Annotated in this window: 16 protein-coding genes; 10 read left to right on the top strand and 6 right to left on the bottom strand. The window is 62.4% G+C overall.

Annotation, left to right across the window (positions count from 1 at the left end; genetic code table 11):
- Positions 1-238: 238 nt before the first annotated feature.
- Entirely contained in the window at positions 239-787 is a 549-nt protein-coding gene (locus tag BW992_RS24955; protein WP_072389154.1) for an RNA polymerase factor sigma-70, read from the top strand.
- A 122-nt stretch (positions 788-909) separates the two neighbouring features.
- Here BW992_RS24955 and BW992_RS24960 read toward each other — a convergent pair whose 3' ends face one another.
- The 3 genes from BW992_RS24960 to BW992_RS24970 form a co-directional block, all read right to left on the bottom strand.
- Positions 910-1,923, bottom strand: coding sequence for a GNAT family N-acetyltransferase (locus BW992_RS24960; protein WP_076407244.1), 1,014 nt, complete (start codon positions 1,921-1,923; stop codon positions 910-912).
- Positions 1,924-1,992: 69 nt separating this feature from the next.
- Positions 1,993-2,769, bottom strand: a complete 777-nt coding sequence (locus BW992_RS24965) for a substrate-binding periplasmic protein (RefSeq protein WP_072458151.1) — start codon at positions 2,767-2,769, stop codon at positions 1,993-1,995.
- Between the two features lie 112 nt (positions 2,770-2,881).
- Positions 2,882-3,508 carry a TetR/AcrR family transcriptional regulator gene (locus BW992_RS24970; RefSeq protein WP_076407245.1) on the bottom strand — a complete coding sequence of 209 codons (627 nt, stop codon included), beginning with the start codon at positions 3,506-3,508 and terminating at the stop codon, positions 2,882-2,884.
- 149 nt (positions 3,509-3,657) lie between these two features.
- Here BW992_RS24970 and BW992_RS24975 point away from each other — a divergent pair, with 149 nt between their 5' ends.
- From BW992_RS24975 to ppnP, 6 genes are all read left to right on the top strand, one after another.
- Positions 3,658-5,448, top strand: a complete 1,791-nt coding sequence (locus tag BW992_RS24975; RefSeq protein WP_072430325.1) for an acyclic terpene utilization AtuA family protein — start codon at positions 3,658-3,660, stop codon at positions 5,446-5,448.
- Positions 5,449-5,477: 29 nt separating this feature from the next.
- Positions 5,478-7,094: an acyl-CoA carboxylase subunit beta gene (locus BW992_RS24980; protein WP_076407246.1), complete on the top strand. Its 1,617-nt coding sequence runs from the start codon at positions 5,478-5,480 to the stop codon at positions 7,092-7,094.
- A 43-nt stretch (positions 7,095-7,137) separates the two neighbouring features.
- Positions 7,138-8,295: a citronellyl-CoA dehydrogenase gene (gene atuD, locus BW992_RS24985; protein ID WP_072389165.1), complete on the top strand. Its 1,158-nt coding sequence runs from the start codon at positions 7,138-7,140 to the stop codon at positions 8,293-8,295.
- A gap of 17 nt (positions 8,296-8,312) precedes the next feature.
- Positions 8,313-10,301 carry an acetyl/propionyl/methylcrotonyl-CoA carboxylase subunit alpha gene (locus BW992_RS24990; RefSeq protein ID WP_076407385.1) on the top strand — a complete coding sequence of 663 codons (1,989 nt, stop codon included), beginning with the start codon at positions 8,313-8,315 and terminating at the stop codon, positions 10,299-10,301.
- A 183-nt stretch (positions 10,302-10,484) separates the two neighbouring features.
- Positions 10,485-11,027, top strand: coding sequence for an exonuclease domain-containing protein (locus BW992_RS24995; protein ID WP_072389167.1), 543 nt, complete (start codon positions 10,485-10,487; stop codon positions 11,025-11,027).
- A gap of 88 nt (positions 11,028-11,115) precedes the next feature.
- Positions 11,116-11,400, top strand: a complete 285-nt coding sequence (gene ppnP, locus BW992_RS25000; protein ID WP_072389169.1) for a pyrimidine/purine nucleoside phosphorylase — start codon at positions 11,116-11,118, stop codon at positions 11,398-11,400.
- A gap of 66 nt (positions 11,401-11,466) precedes the next feature.
- On the opposite strand, the gene BW992_RS25005 is transcribed toward ppnP, so the two are convergent.
- A complete protein-coding gene (locus tag BW992_RS25005) occupies positions 11,467-12,276 on the bottom strand; it encodes an MOSC domain-containing protein (RefSeq protein WP_076407247.1) in 810 nt (269 codons plus the stop codon).
- Between the two features lie 70 nt (positions 12,277-12,346).
- Positions 12,347-13,270: a chemotaxis protein CheV gene (locus BW992_RS25010; protein WP_072389173.1), complete on the bottom strand. Its 924-nt coding sequence runs from the start codon at positions 13,268-13,270 to the stop codon at positions 12,347-12,349.
- A gap of 483 nt (positions 13,271-13,753) precedes the next feature.
- On the opposite strand from BW992_RS25010, the gene BW992_RS25015 reads away from it, so the two are divergent.
- The 3 genes from BW992_RS25015 to BW992_RS25025 all read left to right on the top strand — a co-directional run bounded on the left by BW992_RS25015 (position 13,754) and on the right by BW992_RS25025 (position 15,995).
- Positions 13,754-14,224 carry a hypothetical protein gene (locus BW992_RS25015; RefSeq protein ID WP_072389175.1) on the top strand — a complete coding sequence of 157 codons (471 nt, stop codon included), beginning with the start codon at positions 13,754-13,756 and terminating at the stop codon, positions 14,222-14,224.
- Between the two features lie 221 nt (positions 14,225-14,445).
- On the top strand, positions 14,446-15,339 hold the full coding sequence (locus BW992_RS25020) for a sensor histidine kinase (protein WP_072389177.1): 894 nt from the start codon (positions 14,446-14,448) through the stop codon (positions 15,337-15,339).
- Positions 15,336-15,995, top strand: a complete 660-nt coding sequence (locus BW992_RS25025; RefSeq protein ID WP_072389179.1) for a response regulator — start codon at positions 15,336-15,338, stop codon at positions 15,993-15,995. Before BW992_RS25020 ends, BW992_RS25025 begins: the two co-directional genes overlap by 4 nt.
- Here BW992_RS25025 and yegS read toward each other — a convergent pair.
- Positions 15,979-16,896 carry a lipid kinase YegS gene (yegS, locus tag BW992_RS25030; RefSeq protein ID WP_072389181.1) on the bottom strand — a complete coding sequence of 306 codons (918 nt, stop codon included), beginning with the start codon at positions 16,894-16,896 and terminating at the stop codon, positions 15,979-15,981. The genes BW992_RS25025 and yegS overlap by 17 nt on opposite strands.
- Between the last annotated feature and the right edge of the window lie 214 nt (positions 16,897-17,110).

The following is a 17,110-nucleotide window of genomic DNA, read 5'->3' on the forward strand; positions in this document are numbered from 1 at the left end:
TCACCCATGAGAACGGATCACGCCGGCAAATAATTAGTCAGCGAGCAGGCCCACCGAGCCATTGGCAAGCGATCGCCCTGCGGCAATGGGTCGCGGCGGCCCATCTTGAACAATCGCCATCAATAATTCTTCTTCTCAATTGACAATCATTATCATTCAGCCTAATTTGGCGCTCGATGTGCAGGACGCCGCCAGTTAACCGCTTGTCCTGCTAACTTTTTGCAGCAAGGTGAATTCCATGACGGAACAAGTATCCACAAGCAGGTGCGACTCACCGTTACTTCAGGCGTTCGTCGATAACCGGATGATCCTGGTCAAGATCGCGGCGCGCATCACCGGTTGCCGGTCTCGCGCCGAAGATGTGGTGCAGGATGCGTTTTTCCGGCTGCAATCGGCGCCCCAGATCACCTCTTCCTTCAAGGCTCAGCTCAGTTACCTGTTCCAGATCGTGCGCAACCTGGCGATCGATCACTACCGCAAGCAGGCGCTGGAACAGAAATACTCGGGGCCGGAAGAGGAAGGACTGAACGTGGTGATCCAGGGTGCTTCGCCGGAAACGTCTCACATCAACTTTTCCACGCTGGAGCACATTGCCGATGCGTTGACCGAGTTGCCCAGCCGCACCCGCTACGCCTTCGAAATGTATCGCCTGCATGGCGTTCCACAGAAGGACATCGCCAAGGAACTGGGGGTCTCGCCCACCCTGGTGAACTTCATGATCCGTGACGCCCTGGTGCATTGCCGCAAGGCGTCGGGCGTGCGCGCAGACACCTTCGCCCGGCGGTAACACACGCCATTTTCTCCGGCCTTGCCGCAAACAGGCTCGCTTTCACCAGGTCCACCGACCTGGTGAAAGCGAGCCTGTTCATGATGACGGCCTGATGACCGCCACCTGGTCCATGCCAAACCTCACATCAACGCGCACCGGTCGAAGAACCGCTCGCGCCCCAGGATCATCAGCGCCGCACGCTTGTGAGGGAAATCGAATTCCTTCTCGCAGTGGAAACACTGGTTGTGCAGGTATCCGATCATCCTTGCATTGTCGGCCCGGGGCTCGGCCACCACGCGCTGGGTGCGCGGGTCGTCCAGGAACAGGTAGTGCACCAGCGCCGATAGCCAGCTCGCCACCTTGTGGGGCCCCCGATGCTGCTCCTCGCCCACCAGCATGTGGATGCCACGATCGTAGTTCTCGGCGTCATAGAACGGCGCGATCCGATCCTCCTTGGCCCAATAGGCTTCGAAGTAGGCAAACGGCTGATCGTCGAAACAACCGATCAGGGTCAGGACCCGTGGGTCGCGCTGCAGCGTGTCCAGGTATTGGCGGTGCTGTTCGAGGCTGCCTTGCTCCTGCCAGAAACTCGCCACCCGGGGGCTGTTCTGCCAGCGATTGAAACGCGCCAGGTCGTGCTCGATCTCCAGGGTGCGCAAGGACACCCAGGCCCCCAGCCGCGCATCGAAACGCCGATACACTTCGCCGCGAGGCTTTATCGGCCGACGCGGATGGCGCTTGCCGTCCGTGATGATCATCTGCTGCGGATAACTGCCATTGAACGACTCGCCTAGCCAGGGTTGCGGCAGTTGCCAGAACTGCGTGCGCTCGCAGGCATATTCGTCAGCCTCCCCGGTGGCCGTCAGCAGGCCGCTGAGCAAGGCGTCGCCGGGACGCTCAGCAAGGTGCCAGACCAGGCGCTGGCACTGCGGCTCCCGGGCAAACAGCCAATAGCAGGCGGCCCAGAGGGCCGGCCCAACTGGCCGGTCGTTGATTTCCTGCAGATGCACCCGCAATTCGGGGCCACGCTCCAGGCGCAGCCGGATCAGCGGTGCGCCTTCCAGCATCAGGCTCAGATGACGTTCGGTTTCATCGGCGCCCAGACGGCGCCCTCCGGGCAAGGGCAGAATCGTCGGGTGGTTGAGGTCGGGCATGGCAGAGGCTCGCGTATTCGTCGGTAGTCAACGTGGGACGTGAGCCAGGGCGGGAAATTTAGGGGCCGGTCAATGATTGTGGGTCGGCACCAGGGCAATCTGGTAAGGCGTGAAAATGGCCAGCAATTGACCGTTGTCCCGAAGCGTTTGCAATAACCGGGCGAAGGTTTCGCTGGTGATCGGCGCCTGGGGCCGGATCAACGCATAGTGGTGATAGACCTGGTCGATACGCTCGGACACCAGCAACTGGGGGCCGACCTGAGGATTGCGCAGGACATAGTCATTGAGGTACGAACGCGTCACCAGCGCGATGTCCGCGCGACCGCGCAGCACCATCAACAGGTTGCTGTCATGGGAATACGTCAGCGTGGCGTTGTATTGGCCGATGAGAAACTTGGGATCGGCGTTGAATTCGGCAAAGGCATAGTGGTAACCGCTGAACAGGGCCAGGCGCTTGCCCCTGAGGTCGGCGAAATAGCTCTGCTGGCGATCCGGCTGGCGCTGGGCGACAAAGATCTCCGCATCCTCCAGGCCCATGTCCACCACGGTATGCGGCACGTCCTTCCATCCCCAGTCGGGGTTCTCGAAGATCGCCATATCGACCCGGCCCTGCTTGAAATCATTGAAGCGACGCGGGATCGATGTAGGCACCAGCACGAACTGGTAGTCGGTCTGGGAGCGATTCAGGGCCTCGACCAATTGCGGCAGCAGGCCGGTGTCGGCGCCATTTTCGGGGCGCACCGTATAGGGTGGGAAATGCGCGGCCCCGATACGGACCAGTTGCGCCGCCGAAGCTGGCAAGGCCAGGAAAATGGCCAGCACGGCCAGTAGAACACGCGAAGTCATCCCCATCGGCGAACACTTCAAGGTCACCCACTCCCCCATAAGTCATACATTCAAGCTAGGCGGTTTCAGCCCGATTAGCCAACCACGCGGCAACCGGAGGAAAACGGCCCGATTATTGTTTTTCTTCAAGCACCAGGATCAATGCCTGTTCGGCCAGGTCATCGAGACTCAGGCTGCCTTCGGCGCGAAACCAGGTGGTGGTCCAGGACAATGCGCCTGTGAGGAAACGCCGGGTAATGAACACGTCCCCGCGAATATACCCGGCATCCTTGGCCTGGCCCAGCACCTCCAGCCACAAGTCCTCGTAAATATCGCGCAAGGCCAGCACCTGCTCCTGCCCTTGCTCGGATAACGAGCGCCATTCGTAGACCAGCACCGCCATCGCCTCGCCCGTACCGCCCATGATCGACTGCAGTTCGCAGCGGATCAGCGCCAGTACCCGCTCACGAACATTGCCCGCCTCGGCCAGGGCCGCGCGCATCAGGGCGGTGTTGTAGCGGATGGTTTCTTCCATCACCGCCCGCAGGATCTCGTCCTTGCTCTTGAAGTGATGAAAGATGCTGCCGGACTGAATGCCCACGGCGCTCGCCAGGTCGCGCACCGTGGTGCGCTCGAAGCCTTTGTTGCGAAACAGGTGGGCGGCCGTCTGCAGCAACTTGCCGCGGGCGCTGTCCGGGTCGGTCAGTTGACCGAGCTCCACCAGCTCTTGCATGACCCTCAAGGCTTTTTGCTCGTCCACCCTTTCTCTCCTACAGTCGTTCGACGTGGCGCCGGCAATTTAAGCCCAGCGGGACAACCAAGCAAGCGCTCGGGCAGAAGAACCAGCGGTCGTTTACAAACCAAGCGCTTGCTTGGTAGTCTCGAATCCCGTTTACCGGAGGGCCCTCCATGCCAAGAGCGATCCGTATCGGTTGCGCCAGCGCCTTCTGGGGCGACACCCCTACCGCCGCGGCCCAGTTGGTGGACGGCGGGAACCTGGATTACCTGGTGTTCGATTACCTGGCCGAGATCACCCTCTCGATCATGGCCGCTGCGCGCATGAAGGATCCCCAGGCCGGTTATGCCACCGACTTTGTCGAAGTGCTGGCCCCCCTGCTCCAGCGTCTGCATGAAGGCGCCATCCGCGTCATCAGCAATGCCGGCGGGGTCAATCCCCAAGCCTGTGCCGCCGCCCTTCGAACAGCTTGCGACGAGGCCGGCGTGCCGTTGAAGATCGCCGTACTGCTGGGCGATGACCTGCAAACTCAATGCCAAGGACTTGCCCAGCAGGGCATCCGCGAGATGTCCAGCGGCGAGCCCTTGCCCTCTACGTGCCTCTCCATCAACGCCTACCTGGGCGCACCAGGCATCGTCGAAGCCCTGCGCCTGGGAGCCGATATCGTGATCACCGGTCGCGTGGTGGACAGTGCGGTGGTCAGCGCCGCCCTGGTGCACGAATTCGGCTGGGCCTGGCACGACTACGACAAATTGGCCCAGGCTGCACTGGCCGGACATCTCATCGAGTGCGGGGCCCAATGCACGGGCGGTAATTTCACGGACTGGCAAGACGTGCCGGATTACGAGCACATCGGTTTTCCCATCGTCGAAGCCAGCGCCGACGGCCAGTTCATTGTCACCAAGGTGCAAGGCACTGGCGGGCTGGTCACACCGCTGACCGTCGGCGAACAGTTGTTGTACGAAATCGGCGACCCGCAGGGGTACCTGCTACCGGACGTGATCTGCGATTTCAGCCAGGTCAGGTTGATCCAGCAAGGCAGGCATGCCGTGCGAGTCCAGGGCGCCAGGGGCCTGCCCCCCACCGATCGGTACAAAGTGTGCGCCACCTGGCCGGACGGCTTTCGCTGCACCGCCCTGTGCCTGATCGCCGGCATCGATGCGGTGGCCAAGGCCGAACGGGTCAGTCAGGCGATCATTGCCAGGACCTCGCAGATGTTCAGCGAGCGAGGCTGGGCTCCCTACAGCGAAGTGAACATCGAGCTGTTGGGCAGCGAAGCCACCTACGGTCACCACGGCCAACGCCGGGACAGCCGCGAAGTGTTGATCAAGCTGGCGGTCCGGCACCCGGACCGACAAGCGCTGGCGCTGTTTGCCCGGGAGATCGCCCCGGCCGCCACCGGCATGGCACCTGGACTGACCGGCCTGCTGGGCGGCCGACCGACGGTGCAGCCGCTGATACGTCTCTTCTCGTTCCTGATCGACAAAAGTGCCTGCCGGCTCGACATCCAACTGGACGGCCAGCTCCACGCCTGCGTCCTGCCTGACGTCGAACCGCTGGACACCAGCGACCTGCCCACCGCCCCGGAACTGCCCAGGCCCCAGGGTCGGGCCGATGCCAGCGTCCCCCTGATCAAGCTGGCCGTGGCCCGCTCCGGTGACAAGGGCAATCACAGCAACATCGGTGTGATCGCCCGCGAGCCCGAGTACCTGCCGTGGATCGCCGAAGCGCTGACGCCGCAAGTGATGGTCGACTGGATGAGCCATGTACTCGATCCCGTGCGCGGACGCGTCGAGCGTTGGTACCTGCCCGGTACCCAGAGCCTGAATTTCCTGTTGGAAAACGCCCTCGGCGGCGGTGGCGTCGCCAGCCTGCGCATCGACCCCCAGGGCAAGGCATTCGCCCAGCAACTGCTGGAAATCCAGATCCCGGTGCCCCAGGACATCGCCGACCGGGTCAACTGAAGGACGCTCGTTGGAAAGGAACAGTCGCCATGCCAGTCATCGAATCGCAGCTCGATCCGCACAACGCCGACTTCGCCCGCAATCGCGCGGCGATGCTGGCCAGCGTCGGACAACTTCGGCAGATCGAACAGGCCATGCTGGAGAAGGCCGCCCAGGCCCAGGCGAAATTCGACAAGCGGGGTCAACTGCTGCCACGCCAGCGCCTGAACCTGCTGCTGGACCCCGGCGCGCCGTTCCTCGAACTGGCGAGCCTGGCCGGCTACAAGCTCCATGACGACAAGGACGGCAGCGAGGCCGGCGGTGGCTTGATCGCTGGCATCGGCCATGTCAGTGGCGCGCGGGTGCTGGTGGTGGCCAACAACAGTGCGATCAGGGGCGGAACCATTTCCCCCAGCGGCCTTGACAAGACCCTGCGCCTGCAACAGATCGCCATGGAAAACAGGCTGCCGGTGATCACCCTCGCCGAAAGCGGCGGGGCCAACCTCAATTACGCCGCGCAGATTTTCGTCGAAGGCGCGCGCAGCTTCGCCAACCAGGCCCGGATGTCGGCCATGGGGCTGCCACAGATTACCGTGGTGCACGGTTCGGCCACCGCTGGCGGCGCTTATCAGCCGGGGCTGTCGGACTACGTGGTGGTGGTACGTGACAAGGCCCGGCTGTTCCTTGCCGGCCCGCCACTGCTCAAGGCCGCTACCGGCGAAGTGGCCACCGAGGAGGAACTGGGGGGCGCGCAGATGCACGCGCAAGTAGCGGGCACCGCCGAATACCTGGCCGAGAACGACGCCGACGGTATCCGCCTGGCCCGGGAAATCGTCAGCCTGCTGCCCTGGAACGCACGACGACCGCCACGCCCCGATCACACCTGGCCGGAACCGCTCTACCCCATCGACGAATTGTACGGACTGGTGCCCGACGATCCCAAAAAGCCCTATGACGTGCGGGAAATCATCGCCCGCATCGCCGACGGCTCCAGCTTCCTCGACTTCAAGAACGAATTCGACCCACTGACGGTGTGCGGCCACCTTCGGATTCACGGCCATGCCTGCGGCCTGATCGGCAACAACGGTCCGATCACACCGAAGGGCGCGAGCAAGGCGGCGCAGTTCATCCAGCTTTGCGACCAGAGCCGCACACCGCTGTTGTTCCTGCACAACACCACCGGGTTCATGGTGGGCACCGAAGCCGAACAGCAAGGTGTGATCAAGCACGGCGCCAAGATGATCCAGGCGGTGGCCAACGCCCGGGTGGCGAAGCTGACAATCGTGGTGGGCGGTTCCTACGGTGCCGGCCATTACGCCATGTGCGGTCGCGGACTGGATCCGCGTTTCATCTTCGCCTGGCCCAACAGCCACACTGCGGTGATGGGAGGCGCCCAGGCCGGCAAGGTCCTGCGCCTGGTCACCGAGGCCACGCAGGCCAGGAACGGCGTCACTGCCGATCCACAGATGCTCGACCAGCTGGAACGCAGCACCGCGCAGAAACTCGACAGCCAGTCCACCGCCCTCTACGGCAGCGCCAACCTGTGGGACGACGGCCTCATCGACCCACGGGATACCCGCACCCTGCTGGGCTACCTGCTGGACATCTGCCATGAAGCCGAAGGCCGGTCGCTGCAACCCAACAGTTTCGGAGTGGCCCGCTTCTGATCCGGCGAGTGCCTCGATCGCCGTTCAAAGGAGAACACTGAAAATGATCTTCACCCAGGAACACGAAGCACTGCGGCGCACTGTTCGCCAGTTTGTCGACCACGACATCAACCCTTACGTCGACGAATGGGAAAAGGCCGGGCGGTTTCCCATCCACGAAGTCTTTCGCAAGGCGGGTGAGCTGGGGTTGCTGGGAATCTCCAAGCCAGAACGTTTCGGCGGCATGGGCCTGGACTACAGCTATTCGATCGTCGCGGCCGAGGAATTCGGCACCATCCACTGTGGCGGCGTGCCCATGTCCATCGGCGTCCAGACAGACATGTGCACTCCGGCCCTGGCGCGTTTCGGCTCCGACGCACTGCGCGAAGAATTCCTGCGCCCGGCCATCCGCGGCGAACAGGTGGGCTGCATCGGCGTCTCGGAAACCGCTGCCGGCTCCGACGTGGCCGGCCTCAAGACCACGGCGCGCAAGGACGGCGACGACTACGTCATCAACGGCAGCAAGATGTGGATCACCAATTCACCGAGCGCCGATTTCATCTGCCTTTTGGCCAACACTTCGGACGACAAGCCGCACCTCAACAAATCCCTGATCGTGGTACCGATGCACACGCCCGGCATCAGCCTCGGCGCGCACCTGGACAAGCTCGGCATGCGCAGCTCGGAAACCGCCCAGGTGTTCTTCGATGATGTGCGGGTGCCGCAACGCAATCGCATCGGCCAGGAGGGCGCCGGGTTCATGATGCAGATGCTGCAGTTCCAGGAAGAACGGCTGTTCGGCGCGGCGAACATGATCAAGGGGCTGGAGCGCTGCGTCGACAGCACCATCGAATATTGCCGTGAACGCAAGACCTTTGGTACAGCGCTGATCGACAATCAGGTGATCCACTTTCGCCTGGCGGAACTGGCCAGCGAGATCGAATGCCTGCGAGCGCTGGTCTATCAGGCCACCGAGCAGTACATCAACGGCCAGGATGTCACGCGCCTGGCGTCCATGGCCAAGCTCAAGGCCGGGCGCCTGAGCCGTGAGGTCACCGACAGTTGCCTGCAATACTGGGGCGGCATGGGGTTCATGTGGGACAACCCGGTGTCGCGGGCCTACCGCGATGTACGGCTGGTGTCCATCGGCGCCGGTGCGGACGAGATCATGCTGGGGATCATCTGCAAGCTCATGGGCACGTTGCCGGGAAAGAAAAAATGAGCAGCTACCCGCCCGCCATGTCCGCCTTCAGCAAGATCCTCGTCGCCAACCGCGGTGAAATCGCCTGCCGGATCCAGCGCACCGCGCAGGCCCTGGGCTACCGCACGGTCGCTGTGTTCAGCGAGGCCGATGCCGACGCGTTGCATGTCCGCATGGCCGATGAAGCCGTTTCGATCGGACCGGCGGCGGTGCAACAGTCCTACCTCAACCCATCGGCCATTCTCGAGGCGGCCCGCAGAAGCGGCGCCGATGCGATTCACCCCGGCTACGGTTTCCTCTCCGAGAACGCCGATTTCGCCCGGGCCTGCGAAAAAGCAGGGCTCGTTTTCATCGGACCCAGCCCCGACGCCATCGAACTGATGGGCAGCAAACGGCGTTCGAAGATCGCCATGCTTGCCGCGGGCGTGCCCTGTATTGCCGGCTACCAGGACGCGGCCCAGGACGACGACACTCTTTGCCGCGAAGCCGAACGCATCGGTTTCCCGCTGATGATCAAGTCCAGCGCAGGCGGTGGCGGCCGGGGCATGCGCCTGGTCCAGCGGGCCGACGACCTGCTGGAGCAACTGCACGGTGCACGCTCCGAGGCACTGCATGGCTTTGGCAGTGACGAGTTGATCCTGGAACAGGCGCTGATCGATCCACGGCATGTCGAGGTGCAGATTTTTGGCGATCGCCATGGTCACTTGATCCACCTCGGCGAACGGGACTGCTCGATCCAGCGCCGTCACCAGAAGATCATCGAGGAGGCACCCTGCCCGGTCATGACCGCCGCGCTGCGCCACGCCATGGGCGAGGCAGCGCTCAAGGCCGGTCGCGCGGTGAACTACGTCGGTGCCGGCACGGTGGAGTTCCTGTTGGCCGCCGATGACCGGTTCTACTTCCTGGAAATGAATACCCGGCTGCAGGTGGAGCACCCGGTGACCGAACAGATCACTGGCCAGGACCTGGTGGCCTGGCAGCTGGACATCGCCGCTGGCCTGCCCTTGCCCCTGCGCCAGGATCAGTTGCAGCTCAGCGGCCATGCCATGGAAGTGCGGCTGTATGCCGAAGATCCAGGCGAGCATTTCCTGCCCCAGACCGGACGCCTGACCGGCTGGGAACCGCCGACCCGGGGCGAGGTACGCATCGACCACGGTTTGCTGGAAGGCCAGGCCATCACACCGTTCTATGATCCGATGCTGGGCAAGCTCATCAGCCACGGCGCCACTCGCGAAGAGGCCCGGCGCAAGCTGTTGCGCGCCGTGGAGGATTGCGTGTTGCTGGGGGTTCGGAGCAATCAGCGAATGCTGGCGGGTCTGCTGGCGCATCCGCAATTCATCGCGGGCGATTTCGGCACCGACTTCATCGCCCGGCATTTCGCCGACCACATTGCCCTCCAGCCTCATATCCCCTCGACTGAACAGCTGGCCATCGCCACCGCCCTGTTCTACTGGGCGGCAGGCGCACCCCACTCCGGCCTGGCGGGCTGGCACAACAACACAGGCGCGGCGCTGCACTACCGGATCGGTGCGGCCGAACGCGACTGGACACTGAGCCTGAACGCCGAAGCGGACGGCACGCTGCGGGTTCTAACCGCCGGCCAGGTGTTCGAACTGATGCGGCTCGATACCGACCAGCGCGGCACAAGCCTGGTCATCAATGGCATCCGGCAACGCTACACCTGGCGCCTCCACGGCACCGACCTCTGGCTGTTCGCCCGCCCCGGCAGCCTGCACCTGCAGGATCGGACCCACGCTGCTGTCATACCAGACTGCGTGGTGGGTGATGGCATGCTCAGGGCGCCAATGGATGGGGCTATCGTGCAATTGCGGGTCAGGGAAGGCAGCGTGGTTTGCCAGGGGCAACTGCTGGTAGTGCTCGAGGCGATGAAAATGGAGCACTCGCTCAAGGCCGACAGGGACGGCGTGGTGCGGGCGTTGCAGATCAGGCAAGGCGACCAGGTGAGGAACCGGCAGGTTTTGTTGCAGGTGACCACAGACGACCAGGCTCTGTACGAAAAGTCTTGAGACGAAGGTCAGGCAAGGCGAAAACAGCCGATCAAGCGGAATGTACTTGAGTACACGAGCATTGCGAGGCATTTTTCAACGCAGCATGAACGAGTATCAAGGCTTTTCGTACAGAGCCTAGGCGGATGCGCCGGGTTTGACTACGCTCAACCCCATCTGCATGCCGCTACCCGGGAACCCGCGATGCCTAACTGGCTGGTGATTGATCTGGAGGCCACCACCGATGAAGGAGGCTGGCCGGTAACCGAAATGGAAATTATCGAAATCGGCGCCACGCTGGTGAATCGTGACGGTCACGAGGTGGATCATTTCCAGCGTTTCGTCCGCCCCTTGAGACGCCCCCTGCTCACATCGTTCTGCCGCGAGCTGACGCACATCACCCAGGCCAATATCGACAGCGCGGCCACCTTGTCCGAGGTCTGGCCGGCATTCGAACGCTGGCTGACGCCCTACCAGGCGAACCTGGGCGGCTGGGTCAGCTGGGGCGATTACGACCGCAAGCAGTTGCTTCAGGAGTGGCAGCATCAACGGCTGCAAAGCTTTCTCAGCCAGGTGCCCCACATGAACCTCAAGCAGCGCTTCGCCAAGGCCCGACGGCTGGAGCGGCCACTGGGGCTCAATGGAGCCCTGCAACTGGCCGGCCTGCAGTTCAACGGTCAACAGCACCGGGCCCTGGAGGATGCGCGCAACACCGCGCGATTGCTGCCCCTGGTGCTGGCCGACTGAGCAACCCGCCCCCGTTTCGCAGATGACGTGTGTCGAAGCCTTGTGCATACTGGCCGGCCTTTTTCAGCCCTTTTACGAGGAATCGCCCATGTTCAAAGTCAACGAGTACTTCGACGGCACCGTCAAGTCCATCGCCTTCGGCACTGCCGAAGGTCCTGCGACCATCGGCGTCATGGCACCGGGCGAATACGAGTTCGGAACGGCCCAGCGGGAGATCATGCACGTGGTCTCCGGCGCCCTGACCGTGAAACTGCCCGACAGCGCCGAATGGGAAACCTTCGCTGCCGGCAGCCAGTTCAATGTCCCGGCCAACAGCAAGTTCCAGCTCAAGGTGGCCGTCGACACTGCCTACCTGTGCGAATACCGCGGCTGAACCTGCTGCATCAAAAAAAATGCCCGTGTCCAGCGACACGGGCATTTTTCATTGCGAACGCGGTGTTTATTCGAGCACCTCGACCGGCATGCCGACTTCGAGCCGACCGTTGCCGTCGTTGACCAGGTTCTGGCCGAACATCACCCCGTCCGGCGTCGATCGATACTGCTGCAACGTGGCGAAAGGCTCGCGGTTCGGATCGCGTTCACCGGTTTGCGGGTCGACCGTGGTCATGATGCAGCGCGAGCACGGCTTGACCACCCGAAATTCCACATCGCCGATACGAATACGTTTCCAGCCATCCTCGGCGAACGCGTCGCTGCCCTCGATCACCAGATTGGGCCGGAAACGCAGCATCTCCAGGGAGCGACCGACCCGATTCGACAGATCCTGCAGGGAGGCCTGGCCGATCAGCAGCAATGGAAAACCGTCCGCGAAGGCGACCTTATCGTCGTCCTTGCCGTAACCGGCCGCAGTGGTACGCGCCAGCTCCACCGGTACATGCACCAGCCGGGTGGCATTGCCAATGAACTCGCTGACCCAGTTGCCCGCCTCATCGCCAGCATCCGGTACACGCAGGGTGTCACGCCAGATAGTCACTCCCCGGCGTTGCTCTTCGGCGGTCGAAGGCAGCGGCACCTCGATACTGCCATGGCCCGGCGCACTGAGCGTCAGGCCTCCGGCATCGTTCCACAATGCCGAGAGCTGGCTCATCTTCGCCACGGCCCGCTGAGTCAGGAATCGCCCGCTGGCCTCATCCACCAGCATCCAGCGCCGGTCACCGTCCAACCCCAGTTTGTCCAGGCCAATCCCTGGCAGGGACTGGCCTTTGCCGGACTTCAACGGATAACGGTACAGCGCGCTCAGCCGCAACATGGTCAGCTCCCTGATGGCGAAAAAATGCCACCTTATACGAGCCGGCCATCGATGCAAACCACGATCGGCCTCAGCCAAGCATCAGTCGCTGGCGCACCACATCGACCAGTTTGTCGGGCTGGAATTTGGAGAGGAAATTGTCGCAGCCGACCTTCTTCACCATCGAGTCGTTGAAGCTGCCGGACAGCGAGGTATGCAGGACCACGTAGAGCCCACGCAAGCGCGGGTCGTTACGGATCTCGGTGGTCAGGCGATAGCCGTCCATTTCCGGCATTTCCGCGTCGGTGAAGATCATCAGCAATTTGTCGGTCATCACCTCACCGGTATCGGCCCAGGCCTTGAGCATGTTGAGGGCTTTCAGGCCGTCGCTGGCGATGTGCATCTTCACCCCCAACTGACCCAGGGTGTCGCGCAGTTGCGAGAGCGCGACATTGGAGTCGTCCACCAGCAATACTTCGCGTCCGCGAGCCTTCTCCAGCACCGGGTCTTCGAGCTTGTCCCGGGAGACCTTGGCGTTGTAGGGCACGATTTCGGCGAGGACTTTCTCCACGTCGATGATTTCCACCAACTGGTCGTCCACCTTGCTGATCGCGGTCAGGTAGTGTTCCCGGCCGGCGCTGGTCGGCGGCGGCAGGATCGCTTCCCAGTTCATGTTGACGATGCGGTCCACGCCACCCACCAGGAACGCCTGGACCGACCGGTTGTACTCGGTGACGATGATGGTGCTGTTGGCTCCCGGCACCAGCGGCCGCATGCCGATGGCCTGGGACAGGTCGATCACCGGCAGCGTCTGGCCCCGCAGGTTGACCACGCCGCACACGAATGGGTGGCGTTGCGGCATCAAGGTCAGCTTGGGCAGTTGCAGAACTTCCTGGACCTTGAACACGTTGATGGCGAACAATTGCCGCCCCGCCAGGCGAAACATGAGAATTTCCAGGCGATTCTCACCCACCAGCTGGGTTCGTTGGTCTACTGTGTCGAGAATGCCGGCCATTGATGACTCCTGGGATTGTTCGGATGAATCCAATAAAGCAACTATCGGCCGTGGACGCCGGATCTTGACCCCCTGATGAAATACACTTGCGGGGCATTGATATCACATTAACATCATGCTTTACTGGCTTCACCCTTCAGATCCGACCACTTTCCCCGCTGCGCGACCATGTTTTGCGCACAAGGTTCCCCTACCTAAGGGATTCCCCTAGCAACAATCAGGTCCAACCTGATATTCCCAATATCCAATAGCCATTAATGTGACGCCATTCTCATTGCTGAACGGAGTCAGGCCTTTGTGCGCGACAGCAGGACATCGGACTTCCAGCCTTTCGGCCGATCCCACCCGAGCAACTTTCCGTCTGCCTGTCCCTGGCACGCGGCAAGGGTGTGCCGACGCACTTTCGTTCGTAGCCGGCCGTGAGGCCCAACCGTTTGCCACTCGCGATTTTCTTTCGTCTGACATGATGTTGTGGAGATAAGCATGCCGAACGATCGTAAGAACTGGTCTCAGCGCCTACCCGAATTCCTGACCGAGGCCGAGACACTGCTGGCCAAGTCGGAGGAATGCCTGAGCCATCTGCAGCTGATCAACAATGACAAGGATGCAATCGATTGCATGCTCAGTACCTTGTTGAAGCTGGCAAACAAGGCCGATGCCCTGGCACTGGAAGCCGTATCGGAATTCTCCCTGCATATCCATGGCCTGCTCAGCCATGCGCAGAACAACATGGATCTGCACGACCAGGCCCTTGAGGCCTTGAAGGATTGCTTCACCCTGATGGCCTGGCAGCTGGAACTGGTCGATCCCACCACCGGCCAGCTCAGCCTGGACAACAGCGAACAGACCTCATTGATCGAGGCATTCGCCTTCCAGGTGGGCCAAAGCCCTTGCGACGCACTCCACGCAGCACACCGGCTGGCCCTGGTGCCCTTCTCCCAGAAGCAGGCCTGACACCTCACGGCCGACCTCCGATGCACGGCGCTTCAGGGCACCATGCCAGGCGCGACCAACGCTGGATGAAGTGGTACTATGTCTCGCGTCAGTCGCTTCGAAAGCACGGTGTGGAAAGCCTGCCACCGAAGCCACCCTCGACCTGAAACGTTTACCCGACCCGGCCTGTCAGATGCGCTGACCGGCCAGCCCGCAGCGAACCTTCATTGGCTCCATCCGCTATGTACGCCAGCCTCAAGTCATCCCTCACCTGGCCACCCTCCCGAGAAAACGCCCGCCGGTTCACCCTGTTCCTGTGCATTTGCTCGACCCTCGGCAGCGTGCTGGTGTACCTGTCCGGCCAGGTCGTGCCGGTGAGCCTGCTGGTGTTGGACATCGCAGCCTTGACCTGCGTCTGGATCCACTATCGGCTGTCGCGAAAGTCCATCAAGTTCCAGCCACAGGAACTGGCCGACCGGTTGCTCGAAGTCCAGGAAAACGAACGTCACCGACTCAGCCGTGAGCTGCACGACGATATCGGCCAGTTGCTGACCGCGGCCAAATTGCAAAGCGAATGGCTCAAGCGCCGGCTCCCCGAGGACTTGCAGGGCCAATGTTCGGTCCTCTGCGAAACGCTGGACGAAACCCTGCACAAGGTCCGCGATGTGTCGGCAATCCTCAACCCGCGCCAATTGACCAGCCTTGGACTCGAAGCCAGCCTGCGCGCGCACCTGCTCAAGACACTGGCCAATACCCCGGTGAAATGGAGCCTCGATTGCCAGCAGCGCATGGCGGGGATTCCCGAGGAGATGACTGTCGCTGCCTTCCGGATCACCCAGGAAGCCGTCACCAATATTTTGCGCCACGCCCAGGCCCAGAACCTGCTGGTGCGCCTGCAACGCCTGCCTGAAGGGCTGTTCCTGCTGATCAGCGACGACGGCCAGGGGTTCGTCCCGGCAGACCACCCCGCCCGTGAAGGGCAACGGGGCATGGCCGGCATGGCGGAACGGGTCGAACAACTGGGCGGCACCCTCAAGGTCATCAGTGAAGCCGGCAAGGGCACGCATATCGAAGCACGTTTTCCCTGGGCCCCTCGTACCCTGGCGCGGGCCAGTAAGAATAAGGTTCTCCATTGACTTGTAATTTGCTTCTCGTAGATGACCATTCGCTGATCCGCGCCGGCGTGCGCGCTCTGGTCACGGATCTGCCCGGTTATGCCGTCATCGGCGAAGCCAGTGATGGCACGCAGTTGCTGGAACTCGTGGAACGGCTGGTCCCCGATATCGTGCTGCTGGACATCACCATGAAAAACACCAGCGGCCTGGATGCCTTGCAGCAGCTCAAGCAGGTGCGCCCCCACAGCAAGGTGCTGATCCTGTCGATGCACACCGATCCGGCGCTGATCATGCAGGCCCTTGAGTCCGGCGCACACGGCTACCTGCTCAAGGACACCACGGCCACCGAGCTGGAGCACGCCCTGGACGCGCTGCGCAACAACGAACGCTACCTGAGCCCGGCCATCGCCCACACGGTGATCAACCAGGCGCTGACGCGTGTCCAGAAGCATCAGCCCGATCCCGTCCAGACCCACAACCTGACGGCACGCCAGCTGGAGATTTTGCGGCTGATCGTGCGCGGCAAGTCGACCCGGGAAATCGCCAACGGCCTGAGCCTGAGCATCAAGACCGTGGAGACTCACCGGGCGCAGATCATGAAGCGCCTGCAGATCCATGACGTGGCCGGACTGGTGCTTTTCGCGGTACGCGAGCAGATCATCAGCCTGGACGATTGAGTACCGCAGAAGCCGTCAGCAAAGGCGAGTCGAGCGGCAGGTGTACGCGTATCGCCTTCTCGCGCACCGTGAACCTCAGGTTGTCGACCTGCAGCGGCTCGCCGTCGAGATTGATGTCCAGGCCCTGGGCCACCTTGATCTCCACCCAGGGCAGGCGTGCGCGCACGAACATGTTGTCGATGCCCAGGCCACCGGCCAGCAGATCCCTGAGCGTGCTGACCACTTCCTGGGGGGCCGGCAGGATGCTGATGTCCAGCAATCCATCATCCACCAGCGCCTGCGGACTCAACTGATGGCCTCCCCCGGCCTGACGGCCATTGCCGATGCCCAGCGCCAGCAGATCGCCCTGCCAACTGAAACCGGGCCCCTGCAACTCACCATAGGCCGCGCTCAGCTCACTGAACCGCGTCAGGCCGGTGAATAGATACGCGGCCCCGCCCAGCACCTTTTTCAGATCCTCGGAGGTGTTTGCCGTGACCTGGCTGCCGAAACCGCCGGTGGCCATGTTCAGAAAGATCCGTCCGCCGACTTCGCCCAGGTCGATTGCCCGGGGCTCCACCTCCAACAGTTCCAGGGCCTGGTCCGGTTCCAGCGGGACTCCCGCCGCCCGGGCAAAATCATTGGCGGTGCCCAATGGCAACAGCACGAGGCTGGCATCGCTGGATTGGAGGGCAAGCGCTTCGGCAATGTCCCGCAACGTACCGTCACCGCCACCGGCGATCAGTCGCGTGTAACCAGCCTCCAACGCCTCGTCTACACAACGCTGGGCATCGCCGGCCTCCCAGGTCAGCCGTACCGCCAGGTCCCAGCCCTGCTTGCGCTTGAGCATCACTGCCGCACGAACCTCTTCGTTGAGCGCTTGCTTGCCATGTAGAATCAACAGCGCCTTGCCTTTGCTCATCGTCGTCTCCGTCATTGGAAGGTTCCAGGAAATGGGACCGCTCATTCGGCCGAAAAAGCCCTCCGCCTATCAATTTCGCTCAAAAGCCCGCTGTCCTCCGTGAAAAGGCTGGGGTACCCGGCTCCCGGACAGATACTTCTTCACTCGAAGAGTTTTCTTACAAGAACTGGCGAATCCACTCAATTGACCCTCCAGCTGTATTGAGACACCTTGG

The organism is Pseudomonas sp. 7SR1 (assembly GCF_900156465.1).
Lineage (GTDB): Bacteria > Pseudomonadota > Gammaproteobacteria > Pseudomonadales > Pseudomonadaceae > Aquipseudomonas.

Bases quoted from the DNA above. Each gene is read 5' to 3' on its own strand.
- atuD (WP_072389165.1), top strand. From the start codon at position 7,138: ATGATCTTCACCCAGGAACACGAAGCACTGCGGCGCACTGTTCGCCAG.
- BW992_RS25005 (WP_076407247.1), bottom strand. From the start codon at position 12,276: ATGTTGCGGCTGAGCGCGCTGTACCGTTATCCGTTGAAGTCCGGCAAA.
- BW992_RS24955 (WP_072389154.1), top strand. From the start codon at position 239: ATGACGGAACAAGTATCCACAAGCAGGTGCGACTCACCGTTACTTCAG.
- BW992_RS25015 (WP_072389175.1), top strand. From the start codon at position 13,754: ATGCCGAACGATCGTAAGAACTGGTCTCAGCGCCTACCCGAATTCCTG.
- BW992_RS24960 (WP_076407244.1), bottom strand. From the start codon at position 1,923: ATGCCCGACCTCAACCACCCGACGATTCTGCCCTTGCCCGGAGGGCGC.
- BW992_RS25020 (WP_072389177.1), top strand. From the start codon at position 14,446: ATGTACGCCAGCCTCAAGTCATCCCTCACCTGGCCACCCTCCCGAGAA.
- BW992_RS24980 (WP_076407246.1), top strand. From the start codon at position 5,478: ATGCCAGTCATCGAATCGCAGCTCGATCCGCACAACGCCGACTTCGCC.
- yegS (WP_072389181.1), bottom strand. From the start codon at position 16,896: ATGAGCAAAGGCAAGGCGCTGTTGATTCTACATGGCAAGCAAGCGCTC.
- BW992_RS24975 (WP_072430325.1), top strand. From the start codon at position 3,658: ATGCCAAGAGCGATCCGTATCGGTTGCGCCAGCGCCTTCTGGGGCGAC.
- BW992_RS25010 (WP_072389173.1), bottom strand. From the start codon at position 13,270: ATGGCCGGCATTCTCGACACAGTAGACCAACGAACCCAGCTGGTGGGT.
- BW992_RS24965 (WP_072458151.1), bottom strand. From the start codon at position 2,769: ATGACTTCGCGTGTTCTACTGGCCGTGCTGGCCATTTTCCTGGCCTTG.
- BW992_RS24995 (WP_072389167.1), top strand. From the start codon at position 10,485: ATGCCTAACTGGCTGGTGATTGATCTGGAGGCCACCACCGATGAAGGA.
- BW992_RS24990 (WP_076407385.1), top strand. From the start codon at position 8,313: ATGTCCGCCTTCAGCAAGATCCTCGTCGCCAACCGCGGTGAAATCGCC.
- ppnP (WP_072389169.1), top strand. From the start codon at position 11,116: ATGTTCAAAGTCAACGAGTACTTCGACGGCACCGTCAAGTCCATCGCC.